The organism is Sorangium sp. So ce367 (assembly GCF_051520455.1).
Classification (GTDB): domain Bacteria; phylum Myxococcota_A; class Polyangia; order Polyangiales; family Polyangiaceae; genus Sorangium; species Sorangium cellulosum_B.
Genome location: NZ_CP150334.1, coordinates 7,112,728 through 7,125,272, shown reverse-complemented (window position 1 = coordinate 7,125,272; position 12,545 = coordinate 7,112,728). Strand labels below are relative to the sequence as shown.

The following is a 12,545-nucleotide window of genomic DNA, read 5'->3' as shown; positions in this document are numbered from 1 at the left end:
ACGCGGGGGTGCCAGGCCGCGGCGCGGGGGCGTCAGGGCGCGCCGCCGGGGAGAAAGCTACCCTCCACGGCGCGCCGGACCACCGCTCCCCGCTTGGACGAGCTCGCCTGCCGGCGTAGGCTCGGGCCCATGAGAACGCTCTCCAGGATCTGCGTTTACTGCGGGTCGAGCCCCGGCGCGTCGCCGGCCTACCGCGAGGCGGCCGTGCGGCTCGGTGAGCTCCTCGCGGCGAGAGGGATCGGGCTCGTGTACGGCGGGGGCCGCGTCGGGCTCATGGGCGTGATCGCCGACGCGGTGCTCGCGCGCGGCGGTGAGGTGATCGGCGTCATCCCGGGGTTCCTCAACCAGCGGGAGATCGAGCACCGCGGGCTGACCGATCTCCGCGTGGTCGAGACGATGCACCAGCGCAAGGCAGAGATGGCCGCCCTCGCGGACGCGTTCATCGCCTTACCGGGGGGCGTCGGGACGCTGGAAGAGCTGTTCGAGGTGTGGACATGGACGCAGCTCGGCTCTCAGGACAAGCCGGTCGGGCTGCTTGATGTGGCGGGGTATTACCGCCCGCTGATCGCCTTTCTGGATCACGTCGTGGCCGAGCAGTTCATGAAGCCGGCCCACCGCGCCGTGCTGCAGGTCGCCGAGGAGGCGCCGGCCCTCCTGGATCTGCTCGCCGCGTGGCGCCCGGGCGCCGAGCCCAAGTGGATGACGCCCGGCGAGCGGTAGGCGCCGCGGCGCCGTGTGATGCGCGCCGCGCTGAAACAGCCGCCTTCTGCGATCCTCGTCATCCGAGGGCGCTGCCCGTGGCCTCGGCGCCCCACAACCGCCCCGCCATCCACGAGAGCAGCAGCACACCCGCCGTGTCCGCCGCGAAATCGGCGAGCGACGAGGTCCGGCGCGGCGACAGCCCCTGCGCGAGCTCCTCGAGGCCGGCGCCGGCGAGCACGAGCGCCGGGCCGAGGCGCGGGAACAGGATCCCGCGGCGGAGCGGGCGGAAGTCGAGTGCCCCGTCGACGCAGGCGGCGAGCAGGCCGAAGCCCAGCGCGTGCATCGCGAGGTCGGCGTGGGGGACCGACGGGAGGGACGTGGGGAGCAGGCCCGTGTAGGCGCCCGCCGAGGCGGCGGCGACAAGCGCGAGCTGGGCGCAGAGCAAGAGGCGGAACTGGCTGCTTCGTGGGGTGATCATGTGCCCGGCATAACGGCGCTGCGCGCTCGGGCAATCCGCGGTGAGCGGCCTCCTCGGGAACTCCTCGCGCGCCACGGCTCCGCCACATCTCGTCCGCAGCGCCGCCTCGCGCGCCGGTCGCGCTTCGCGACGGCTGCGCGCTCAGAGCACGCGCGCGAGGACCACGACCGAGTAGCCGACCGCCGGCTGCTTGCCGGGGTTGTTGTACGAGTGGCGCTGATCGCCGCGGAACACGGCGACGTCGCCGGAGCCGAGCGTGAACCGCTCTCCGCTGACCACGAGCTGGAGCTCCCCCGACTCGCACGTCAGGTACTCGCGGGTGCCCGGGGTGTGCGGGACGCCCGTCATCCGCCCGCCCGGGGGGATCGCGATGCGATCCATCTCCATGCCCGGGATCGGGTCCGGCAGGAGCTTGCGGACGAACGCCTGCCCGGGAGAGCGCGTGGGGAGCGTGTCGCGCGCGTAGAGCTGGCACGTGGCGCGGGGCGCGGAGAGCATCTCCTCGATGGAGACCTGGAGCGCGGCGGCGGCCCGGTGCAGCACGCCGAGCGTCGGGTTCGCCGCGCCGGACTCGAGGTGCGCCCAGGTCGCCCGCGGCACGCCGGCGAGCTTGGCCAGCTGCTGCTGCGTCAGCCCGCGCGCCTCGCGCAGCTGCTTGATGTTCTTCGCCAGCCGCCCCGCGAGCTCCGCGTCCTGATCCATGCCCGGAGATTAGCACTCTTCCAGGATATTGGCGCCCGCTCCAACGGGAGAACCCGCGCGGATTAGGCTGGTGTCGAGGAGGAAGGCACCATGAACGACGAATCGACCGGAAGCGAGGCGCTGATCCAGGCCGAAGGGAGCTCCCACCCGTCGCTCCCCCGCGCCGCGCGGGGCGAGCGGTTCGCGCCGCGGGCGGCGCTGGTCACCGGGGCGAGCCGCGGGCTCGGCGCCGCGCTCGCCAGGGAGCTCGCCCGGCAAGGGGCGAAGGTGGTCCTCGTGGCGCGCGAGCGCGCGCCGCTCGAGGCCGTCGCGGCCGAGATCGCCGCGCAGGGCGGGGAGGCGCACGCGCTCGCGGCGGACATCGGGGACAAGGGCCAGACGCACGCGATCGCCGGCGCGGCGGCGGCGCTGGTCGGGCCGATCGACCTGCTCATCCACAACGCGAGCACGCTCGGCAAGACGCCGCTGCCGATCCTGCTCGACACGGAGTGCGAGGATCTCGGGCGCGTGCTCGAGGTCAACGTGGTCGGCCCGTTCCGCCTGACGAAGGTGGTCGCCGGCGCGATGGCGCTGCGGCGGCGCGGGGTCGTCGTCCACATCAGCTCGGACGCGGCGGTGAACGCCTATCCGCGGTGGGGCGCTTACGGCGCCTCGAAGGCGGCGCTCGATCACCTGAGCCGCACCTGGGCCGCCGAGCTCGAGGGGACGGGCGTCGCGTTCTACGCGGTGGATCCGGGCGAGATGAACACGCGGATGCACGCGGAGGCCATCCCCGACGCCGACCCGAGCACGCTGGCCGATCCAGCGGACGTGGCGAGGCGCATCGCCGCGCTCGTCGGCCGCGCCGGCGAGGTGCCGAGCGGCTCGCGCCTCGAGGCCGCGCGCCTGCAGGAGGCGCCATGAGCCCCGCCACGTGGCCCCGCGAGAGCCCGCTCGAGGAGCGGCTCCTCCACGTCGATCCGCGGAAGGGGCGCCTTCGCGACGCGCGCATCGCGGATCTGCCCGCGCTCCTCGAGCCGGGCGATCTCCTGGTCGTCAACGACGGCGCCACGCTGCCGGCGTCGCTCCACGGCGCGACCGAGCGCGGCGCGGCGGTCGAGGTGCGCCTCATCGGCGAGGTGTCCGAGGGGCGCTACTCGGCCCTGCTGTTCGGCGCCGGCGACTGGCACACGCGCACCGAGGAGCGCCCGGCGCCGCCCGCCCTCGGCCCGGGGGACGCGGTGACGTTCGGAGACGATCTGTCGGCCGTGATCGAGCGCGTGTCTCCGGCCTCGCCGCGCCTCGTCGAGATCGCCTTTCGCGAGCGGGGCGCGCCGCTCTGGTCGGCGCTCTACCGGCGGGGGCGCCCGATCCAGTATGCGTACGTCGCGGCCCCGCTCGCGATCTGGCACACGCAGACGCGCTACGCGAGCCGGCCTCTCTGCGCCGAGCTCCCCTCGGCCGGGCGGCCGCTCGTCTGGGGGCTGCTTCTCGAGCTGATCCGCCGCGGCGTCCGGATCGCCTCGCTCACGCACGCCGCCGGGATCTCGTCGACGGGCGAGCCGACCCTCGACGCCCTGCTCCCCTTGCCGGAGCGCTTCGACATCCCCGAAGAGACGGTGGCGGCGGTGCGCGAGGCCAAGGCGCGCGGGCGCCGGGTCGTCGCGGTCGGCACGACGGTGACGCGCGCGCTCGAGGGCTGCGCCGCCCAGCACGGGGGTGAGCTCCAGGCCGGCCCGGGCGTCACCGACCTGGTGCTCCACCACGGCTTCCGGCCGAGGGTGGTCGACGGGCTCCTGACCGGCGTGCACGATCCGACGGAGAGCCACTTCCGGCTCCTCGAGGCGTTCGCGCCTGCCCCGCTGCTCCACCGCGCGAACTCCTATGCGGAGGAGGCAGGGTATCTCTGTCACGAGTTCGGCGACTCCTATCTTGTTCTGAGCTGACGCGGGCGACGGAAAATCATCGCGCGGAAACCACGGCGAAACCCCTGCCCACACATCATCCACCGCGTTGCGTGCCGGGCTCGGCCGGCGCGGCGAGCCCGAGCGCAGCCGCCTTCCCGGGCGCTCTCGTGACGAGAGGGCGTGTGGTACGGCCGCCCGCCGTTCGGGTCGGTGGGATTCGTCCGGCGTTGCCGTCGCCTCGGAGCGATCGATGGAAGGAAATCCGGTTCGGGTGAGTTTCGTCGCAGGTTCCGCCGGGGAGTGGCGGGTCGAGCGGATGATCACGGTGCGAGGCGAGGAGATGCCCGCAGCGCCGCGGCTGCAGCGCGTCGAGGGGAGCAGCTTCGTCGCGCCGCCGGGAGCGGCCTGGGTCCTGAACGGCGTGAGGAGCAACGAGCGCTACGTCGAGCTCGAGGAGAGAAAGCGCCTCGTCGCCGTCCAGGAGGACCTCGGCCGGGCGTCGAGCTCGCAGGCGGCGCTGATCCCGCTCAGGAAATCGAAGGCGTGGTGGGCGCTCGCGCAGGACGAGCGGCGGGCCATCTTCGAGGCGAGGTCGCGCCATATCAAGATCGGGCTGGAGTACCTGCCGGCCGTGGCGAGGCGGCTCTACCACAGCCGGGATCTCGGCGGCCCGTTCGACTTCCTGACCTGGTTCGAGTTCGCCGAGGGCGCCGCCGGCGCCTTCGACGAGCTCGTGGGCAGGCTGCGCGAGACGGAGGAGTGGTCCTACGTGGAGCGGGAGATCGAGGTGCGCCTGTCGAGCGCATAGTACGGAGTCGGCCCGCGACGGCCGACCCGTCTTTGCGAGCGTTCTCGCCCCGACTCGAGATCTGCTGCACCCCGAGCACGCCGACAAAACGAAGAAGGCGCCCAGGTTCCCCCGGGCGCTCTCTGCGCTGTCGCGATCACTCGCAGGCGTTCGTCGTCGTGTTGCACGTGGCCGGCGAGGTGCAGCTCGAGTCGTCGTTGCATTCGACGCACGTGCCAGCCGCGAGCCCGCTGCCGCACACCATCTTGCCGGGCAGGCCGTCGGCGGTGCAGTCGGTGCCCGCCGGCGCCATCGTGAAGCTCGGCGTGGCCGGCGTGCCTGTGCACGCGGCGTCCGTCAAGCAGACGGTCGCTGACACCGGGAGATCGGTGACGTCTTCGTCCGTCGTGGTGCCACCGGCGCCGTTGCACACGCGCTGCTGGCAATCGCCGGGCGTCTGCCCGGCCGGCACCACCGTGCCCGCTGCGTAGCGCTGGCAGGCGCCCGCGCCGTCGCAGAACCCGTTGGTCCCGCACGACGCCGCGCCCGTGTCCGGGCACTCGTCGTCCGGATCGCCGCCGGCCGCGATGTCGTCGCAGACGCCGTCGGAGCCGCCGAGCTTCTTGGCCGCGGAGCACGCCTGGCAGGCGCCGGTGCACGCCGTGTTGCAACAGACGCCGTCAACGCAGCGCGCGCTGGCGCACTCGGCGTTGGCCACGCAGGACGCGCCGTCCGGCTTGGCCGCGCAGGTGCCGCCGCTGCAGAAGCCCGTTGTGCAGTCGTCCGCGACGCCGCACGTCTGCCCGACACCGCACCTGTCGCAGGCCGGAGCGCCCTGGAAGGACGCGCCGCCGCAGTCGATGTCGGTCTCGTTGCCGTTCTGGTCGGTGTCCATGCAGCTGGGCGTCGCGCACAGGCCGGCCGTGTTGCAGTAGCCGCTCGCGCAGTCCGAACCGAGCGCGCACTCCAGGTCGTCGGCGCAGGGCGCGCAGCCGGAGCCGTCGTCGATGCCGCCGCAGTCGACGTCGGTCTCGCTGCCGTTCAGCAGGCCGTCGGTGCAAGACAGGTCCACGCACGTGTGCGTGCCCCTCGGATCGCAGATCTGGGGCTCGGTGCAGTCGGTGCCCGAGAGGCAGCCGACGCAGGCGCCGCTACCGTCGCAGACCTTGCCGCCGGTGGTGCACCTCGTGCCAGCGGTCTTCGGTGAGCTGCCCGGAGAGCCGCCCGGGCACGTGCCGACGTTGCATTCGTCGTCGGCCGGCTTGTCCGTGTCGTCGCGGATCGACGTCGTGCCGCCGTCGCCATCGCAGACCTGCTGCTTGCAGTCACCCGCCGTCTGGCCCGCCATCGTGGCGGTGCCGTCGGGCACGTTGGTTGTGCCGCAGCACCCTGCTTCGCATGTGGCCTTCACGCACTCCGTGGCCGGGGCCGGACAATCGCCGATCGTGTCGCACGGTGTCGCGCCGCCGGAGCACACCATTGAGCCGCCGGTGCCGCCCGAGCCGCCGGTGCCGCCCGAGCCGCCGGTGCCGTCCGAGCCGCCGGTGCCGCCCGAGCCGCCGGTGCCGTCCGAGCCGCCGGTGCCGCCCGAGCCGCCCGAGCCGCCGGTGCCTGATGACGAGCTAGCGCTGCTGCTCGTCGTCGTGCCGCCTCCGGAGCCACCGGTCCCGCCGGCGCCGCCAGCGCCGCCCGTGTCGGAGATCCGGCTGCGATCGACGGCGACGATGAGCTCGCAGCCGGTCAGGTTCATCGTGAGCGCGCCCGCCGCGAGCACCAACGCAGGGAGGAATGTCGTTTTCTGGTTCATGCCAACAAGCACATTGGCCAGGGGCCAGACCTGACCTGGGGCCGAGCCTACAGCAAGATGCCCAGGGAACCGCCGGTTTTCTCTGACGATGCCCGAGATAGGAGAGCTCGCGCCCGGCGCCTGTTCCACGGCGCGAGGGGGACGCGGCCAGGTCGCGCCCTTGACCGCCGCTCGTTCATGAGTAAATAAACATTTACCTGATGCCGGGAGACGAGAAAAAGGAGACGCGGCGGGCGCTCCTCGACGCCGCCGCCGAGGAGTTCGCGCGGCATGGGCCTGACGGGGCCCGCGTGCACGCCATCGTGGGGCGCGCCGGGGTCAACGAGCGCATGATTTACCATCACTTCGGGAGCAAGGAGGGCCTCTACCGCGCGGTCCTGGAGGACCAGTGGTCCGGCCTCATCGAGGGGTGGCGGCCGGCGCTCGAGGCGTCGGCGGCGCTCGAGCCGCGCGAGGGTCTCTGGCACGCCTTCACGATGTTCTTCCGGCTGCTCCTCTCGCGCCCCCTGTGCATGCCGCTCGCGATGCACGAGGCGATGAGCGGCTGGCGAGCCGCGCCGCCAGCGACGCTCGCGATGCTGCCGTCGGAGCTGCGCGATCTCTACGAGCGAGGTCAAGCCGCCGGGGTGTTCCGGCGCGACTGCGAGTTCGAGCTCCTCTACTGCACCGTCGTGGGCGCGCTGGCCGGGATCGGCATCTTCGGGCCGCGCTTCTCGGACCTCCGGGCGCGCCTCTCGTGCGATCTCGAGCTCGCCGCGCGCCTCGGCGAGCAGACCGTGAGCCTCGTGCTGGACGGCGTGACCACGCCTGGATGGGGCGGCCGCGCGGGCACCGGAGAGACCACGTGACGTGAGCCTCGTTCGTCCGTCGCCGCCCACGGGTCGTCGCTGAACAATCGTTGTCAATCGATCGTTGCTCGACAAGGAGAACGCGGATGAACGTCGATGTCGTCATCGTGGGCGGCGGTCCGACCTGGTTGATGCTGGCCTGCGAGCTGCGGCTGGCCGGCGTGCGTCCCGTCGTGCTGGAGCGGCTGCCCGAGCCCACGGGGCTCTCCAAGGCGCTCGGCCTCGGCGGGCGCGGCGTGGAGATCCTCGACCACAGGGGCCTCCTCGATCGCTTCCGCGCGGAGCAGAGCGCCGCAGAGATGACGCGCTTCGTGCACTTCGGCGGGATACCGCTGGCCCTCGGCGGCGACCCCCCGCGCGTCGCCAGGCGCTTCCTGAGCATCCATCAGGCGCGCATAGAGGCGCTGCTGGAAGAGCGCGCGCGCGAGCTGACGACGGAGATCCGTCGAGGTCACGAGCTCGTCGGGCTGGATCAAGGCGGGGAGGGCGCGACGGTCACCGTCCGAGGCCCGGACGGCGACTACCCGCTTCGGGCGCGCTTCGTCGTGGGGTGTGACGGCGGCCGCAGCGCCGTGCGCAAGCTGGCCGGGATCGGCTTTCCTGGACTCCCGCCCTCCCGGCTCCTGCGCCTCGCCGACGTCACGCTGGCCGAGGGCGCGACGGAGGACGGGCACCTCGTCCTCTCCGGCGGTCGCCGCGTTCGGTTCGGGCTCGGCGGGATCGCCCTCGTTCCCCTGGGAGCGGGCGTGTTTCGCGTGGTCACGTCGGAGCCGTATCCGCCGGACTTCGACCGCGACGCGCCGATGACGCTCGACGAGCTGCAGGCCAGCGTTCGCGCGGCGCTCGGCGAGGATCTGCCCGTCTGCGAGGCGCGGTGGTTGTCTCGGTTCACGGACGCCAGCCGCCAGGCGGAGACGTACCGCGCGGGCCGCGTGCTGCTCGTGGGCGACGCGGCGCACATCCATCTCCCCGCCGGCGGGCCAGGCCTCACCACCGGATTGCAGGACGCGGTCAACCTCGGCTGGAAGCTGGCCGCGGAGGTCCACGGCTGGGCGCCGCCGGGGCTCCTCGACACCTACCACGCGGAGCGGCACCCCGAGGGCAAGCGCGTGATCATGCACACGCGGGCGCAGGGCGCGCTGATGATGCGGGACGAGCGCGTCGCCGCGCTGCGCGAGCTGCTCGGCGAGCTGCTCAAGCACGAGCAGAGCCTGCGGTATGTCGTCGAGATGCTGGACGCGGCCGACGTCCGTTACGAGATGCCGACCGAGCCCGGCGAGCAGCATCCGCTGCTCGGGCGCTGGGCGCCGGACGTCGCGCTGACCACGCAGAAGGGGGAGACGCGGGTCGCGCAGCTCATGCACGGCGCCAGGGGCCTGCTGCTCGATCTGACCGGCGGCGCCGCGCTCGGCGGCGTGGCCGCGCCCTGGGGCGATCGCGTGGACGTCGTGAGCGCTCGCTACGCCGCGCTGCCGCGCCCGGCGGAGGCGCTGCTGATTCGCCCCGACGGCTACGTGGCCTGGGCGGCCGCGGCAGGTGAGCCCGAGGCCTCCGCCCACCGCCGGCTGCGCCGCGCGCTCGCCGCGTGGTTCGGCGCGGCCTGCGGCAGCTCCGCGGCGGCCTGAGCCGGCGGCGTGCAGCGCCGGCGCAGATCCGGTAGAGGGCATCACCCATGGCCGAGCCGTCCGAGACCCCTTTCGATCTGCTGGGCGGCGAGCCGGCGGTGCGCCGGCTCGTCGAGCGCTTCTACGACCTCATGGGCCGCGACGAGCCGGCGCTCGCGCGCCTCCACGTCTGCGACGAGGGCGGCCAGGTCGCCCGAGAGAGCCGCGACCGATTCGCGCTCTTCCTGATTGGCTGGCTGGGCGGGCCGCAGGACTACATCGCGGCGCACGGCCACCCGCGGCTGCGGATGCGCCACGCGCGCGTCCCCGTCGATGTGGCGATGCGCGACGCCTGGATGCGCTGCATGCGGGCGGCCATGGCCGAGCTCGACGTGCCCGCGCCGCTCCGCGCCTTCCTCGACCAGCGCTTCGCCGAGGTGGCGGACTTCATGCGAAACCGTCCGGGCTGACGGGAACCGCCGGCCGGCGCGGCGCGGCGCGCGAGGCGCGCGCGTCTGGACGCCCCCATCGCTCCCCGATTTTCCGTACGATACGTCGTCCGCTCTCTGAGGTCGCGCGAATCGCCTGCCGCCAGCGCCGCAGAATCCGCGGCGCCACGGCAGGCGTGCGGCGCCTGGAACCCGTGCGGGGAACGATGTCCCAACCGAACGAGCACCCGATGACCAAGCCCACGCCGCCGGACGAAGGGCGCGCGCTGCGGCAAGGGAGCACCCGTGTCGATGACGCGCCGGATCGGCAGGGGCCGCGCACCGGGCGGCGCAGCCCGTGGCCATGGGTAAAGCGCCTCCTTGACGAGCTGCATCCGCGCGTTCGGCGGCTCCTGGGGCCCTACTGCGTGATCGTCGCGGCGGTGCTGTTCAGGGTGCCGCCGAAGCTCGTCACTCCGGTCATCGAGCAGCGCGGCGCGCTCGCCAGCGCCCTGGCGCATGCGGTCCCGATCAGCTTGGTCTTCTTGCTGTCCATGGCACCTCAGGCGTTTGTCCTGTGGGGCTTCTTCAGGCGCCCGCCGCAGGATCCACCCCCGGCGGCGGGCTCGATCCGGCTCAAGCGCAGGAGCCGCGGCGGGCTCTTGATCGCCGTCGGTCTGATGGTGAGCACGTTTCTCACCGTATGGGGGGTGGCGCTGTGGTACGCGGTCCACGGGAACGAGCACACCGACCCGCTGTTCAAGGCGGGTTGCTCGTTCATCGTCTTCCTGATGCTGATCCTCGGCACGCTGCTGACGATCCTGCAGTCGTGGGAGTCCGCGGAGCGGCCTTCGAGGGACGAAGCCGTGTACCCCGACATCGGTCGGCTTCGCGCGCTCGAGGCCGAGTGGATCCAGGCGCGGCGCCGCGCGGCGAACCTGAAGCACGAGGCCGCAAGCGACGGCGATCCGCGCGGCGCGCACCTCGTCGGGCTATCGCTCTCCGGCGGAGGCATCCGCTCGGCGACCATCTGCCTCGGCTTCCTGAAAGGGCTCGCCACGGTCCCGACGAAGAGCGGTGAGGTGATCCTCAGGTACGTCGATTACATGAGCTCCGTGTCCGGCGGCGGCTGGGCGGGGGGCGCGCTCACGGCTCGGACGTCCGGCCCTCGGCCGGAGGGGGACGCGGAGCGTGAGCGCCGCTTCGACCCGCTGGAAGCCGCGTCATGGAACCGCCTCCTCGACAGGATCCGCCTGCGAGGCGACTACCTCATTCCCGGCGGAATCGGCCTCACCGCGAACACGCTCCAGCCCCTCCTCATGATCTTCGTCGGCGCGATCGCCAACGCGCTGTCGCTCCTCACCGCCGGGTTCGCGGCGATCGTGTTCCTCCACCACTCGAGCGCGAGATCGCCGAAGGCGTTCCTCGCGCGTGTGGTCGAGCACGGCGTGACCGCGGTGGTCTGCCACGTCGACGGAGCGCGATCTCTCTTCTTCACCACGGCCTCTGCTGAGCCAGGCACGTTGCCTGACGCGATCGCAAAACAGCTCCCCGTGCTCGACCTCCTCGTGTTCGTCCTGGCGCTGATAGGGGGGGTCCTTCTCGCCGCCCTGCTCGTCATGTACCTCGGGATCCTCTTCTCGTGGCCGTCCGTCCACGAGGCGGGGACCTGGCTCGCCGCTCGCGCGGCGCTGCTCGTGGTGCTCACGGGGGGCTCCCTGCTTGCGCTGCGGGCCGACCCCCTGCTCACCCTCTTCGTGCTGTGCGCTGCCCTGGCCGTCGCGCTCGCTGTCCTGCTGAGTCGCCTGAAGCGCGAGCAGCTCCTCGCGGTCATCGGGGTCGCCATCAGCGGACAGGTGTTCGCGCTCAGGTTCACGGATCTCTACGATGTCGTGAAGGACGTGACGTCGACATGGGCGAGCATGCTTGACCAGCTGCTCTTCACGCCGATCAAGCTCGCTCGGTCGATCGACGGGCTCGTCCACGTGCCTGTCCAGCAGGACCCGATGAAGGTCGTCGAGCTGACGTTCGGGGCGACGCTGTGCCTGGTGTTCATCGGGCTCAGCTTCCTGACGTCGAGGAACTACGCGGGGATCAACAGGTTCTGGGCCAACCAGATCCGCCGTGCCTACCTGTCGCTGCCGGGCGACTCCGGTCGGGCAGCCAGCGATTCGCCCTCCGCCTGGCCGCTCGCGGCGCTGAGGCCCTCGAGCGAGCCGCGCGTCGAGAGGACGTACGCGGCGGACCCGGCGCCCTGGAACCTGGGCGGGCCGCGCCGCGGGGCGCCGCTCCACGTCGTGACCGCCACGGTCAACACCCCGGGATCGGACGACCCCGTCCTCTACAAACGGGGCACCGCGCGGTTCGAGTTCAGCCCCTATGCCGTCGGCGGGCCCGCGACCGGGTGGGGGCCGGCCGAGGCCTATGGCGACGCGCTCACCCTGGCCCATTCGATCGCCATCAGCGCCGCAGCCGTGAACAGCCAGGGCGGCACGTTGATCCCGCGGTGGGCGCGCGTCGTCCTCACCCTGCTCAACTGCGGTCTCGGCGTCTGGGTCCGGAACCCGCGCTTCGCGAGGCGCGCCGGCAAGCAGCTCGTGCTCTTCCGGAGGTGGGCGCACTTCTGGAGCGCCTATCACGTCAAAGAGATCTTCGCGCGGAACAAGGAGAGCGACACGCTGGTCTTCGTCTCCGACGGCGGTCACCACGACAACCTGGGGCTGACCACGCTCGTCGAGCGAGAGTGTGAGCTCATCCTGTGCATCGACGCCGGCGCCGATCCCGAGTGGACGTGCGACGAGCTCGCGAAGGCGGCGCGCATCCTGCGCGTGGACCGCGGGCTGAACTTCGAGCTGAAGCGCGAGGACCTCGAGCGCGTTCGCCCGAAGGATCCGCGAGGTACCTGGGAGCAACGCACCCCGAGCACGCCGATCCTCGTGGGGAAGTTCAAGCCGGATCCGGGCGAGAAGACCGAGGCGACCAAGGAGGTCACGGTGGTCTACGTCAAGGCCGGCCTCTTGCCGGGACTGCCGCTCGACGTCCAGCGTTATGCGGAGTCTCACCCCGAGTTTCCGCACCAGACGACCGCGGATCAGTTCTTCGACGAAGCCCAGTTCGAGGCGTACCGGCTGCTCGGTGAGGCGCTCGCTCACGAGGTGGTGCGCACGCTGGACGACGCGAAGGGGAGCGCGGGCAAGACCTGGGCGAGCACCGTGGAGGACCTTCGCCCCGAGCCCCGCGCCGTCGGACCAGGGGACGTCGCCGGCCGCGCGGCGGGCGAGGCGGTCCCGGGCCGGTGACGAT

At 72.5% G+C, this 12,545-nt stretch carries 11 protein-coding genes; 8 read left to right on the top strand and 3 right to left on the bottom strand.

Annotated elements, in window-relative coordinates; translation table 11 throughout:
* Positions 1 to 129 precede the first annotated feature (129 nt).
* The gene (locus tag WME97_RS27030) at positions 130 to 720 is read left to right on the top strand and encodes a TIGR00730 family Rossman fold protein (protein WP_437541404.1); all 591 of its coding nucleotides are present in this window, start codon (positions 130 to 132) and stop codon (positions 718 to 720) included.
* Positions 721 to 778: 58 nt separating this feature from the next.
* Here the strand turns inward: WME97_RS27030 and WME97_RS27025 are convergent, their stop codons facing one another.
* A complete protein-coding gene (locus WME97_RS27025) occupies positions 779 to 1,180 on the bottom strand; it encodes a hypothetical protein (protein WP_437541401.1) in 402 nt (133 codons plus the stop codon).
* Between the two features lie 141 nt (positions 1,181 to 1,321).
* A complete protein-coding gene (locus WME97_RS27020) occupies positions 1,322 to 1,882 on the bottom strand; it encodes a helix-turn-helix domain-containing protein (protein ID WP_437541399.1) in 561 nt (186 codons plus the stop codon).
* A 90-nt stretch (positions 1,883 to 1,972) separates the two neighbouring features.
* On the opposite strand from WME97_RS27020, the gene WME97_RS27015 reads away from it, so the two are divergent.
* From WME97_RS27015 to WME97_RS27005, 3 genes are all read left to right on the top strand, one after another.
* On the top strand, positions 1,973 to 2,785 hold the full coding sequence (locus WME97_RS27015) for an SDR family NAD(P)-dependent oxidoreductase (protein WP_437541397.1): 813 nt from the start codon (positions 1,973 to 1,975) through the stop codon (positions 2,783 to 2,785).
* On the top strand, positions 2,782 to 3,807 hold the full coding sequence (locus WME97_RS27010; protein ID WP_437541395.1) for an S-adenosylmethionine:tRNA ribosyltransferase-isomerase: 1,026 nt from the start codon (positions 2,782 to 2,784) through the stop codon (positions 3,805 to 3,807). Before WME97_RS27015 ends, WME97_RS27010 begins: the two co-directional genes overlap by 4 nt.
* Before the next feature lie 211 nt (positions 3,808 to 4,018).
* Positions 4,019 to 4,576: a chlorite dismutase family protein gene (locus WME97_RS27005; RefSeq protein WP_437541393.1), complete on the top strand. Its 558-nt coding sequence runs from the start codon at positions 4,019 to 4,021 to the stop codon at positions 4,574 to 4,576.
* Positions 4,577 to 4,712: 136 nt separating this feature from the next.
* Here WME97_RS27005 and WME97_RS27000 read toward each other — a convergent pair whose 3' ends face one another.
* The gene (locus WME97_RS27000) at positions 4,713 to 6,362 is read right to left on the bottom strand and encodes a hypothetical protein (RefSeq protein ID WP_437541391.1); all 1,650 of its coding nucleotides are present in this window, start codon (positions 6,360 to 6,362) and stop codon (positions 4,713 to 4,715) included.
* 200 nt (positions 6,363 to 6,562) lie between these two features.
* Between WME97_RS27000 and WME97_RS26995 the strand changes: the two genes are divergently transcribed.
* From WME97_RS26995 to WME97_RS26980, 4 genes are all read left to right on the top strand, one after another.
* Complete coding sequence (locus WME97_RS26995; protein ID WP_437541389.1) at positions 6,563 to 7,210, top strand: TetR/AcrR family transcriptional regulator; 648 nt, start codon at positions 6,563 to 6,565, stop codon at positions 7,208 to 7,210.
* A gap of 86 nt (positions 7,211 to 7,296) precedes the next feature.
* Positions 7,297 to 8,835 (top strand): FAD-dependent monooxygenase, encoded by a 1,539-nt coding sequence (locus WME97_RS26990; RefSeq protein WP_437541386.1) that lies wholly within the window; start codon positions 7,297 to 7,299, stop codon positions 8,833 to 8,835.
* Between the two features lie 47 nt (positions 8,836 to 8,882).
* Positions 8,883 to 9,284 (top strand): group II truncated hemoglobin, encoded by a 402-nt coding sequence (locus tag WME97_RS26985; RefSeq protein WP_012237604.1) that lies wholly within the window; start codon positions 8,883 to 8,885, stop codon positions 9,282 to 9,284.
* Between the two features lie 209 nt (positions 9,285 to 9,493).
* Positions 9,494 to 12,541: a hypothetical protein gene (locus WME97_RS26980; RefSeq protein WP_437541383.1), complete on the top strand. Its 3,048-nt coding sequence runs from the start codon at positions 9,494 to 9,496 to the stop codon at positions 12,539 to 12,541.
* The last annotated feature ends 4 nt before the right edge of the window (positions 12,542 to 12,545 follow it).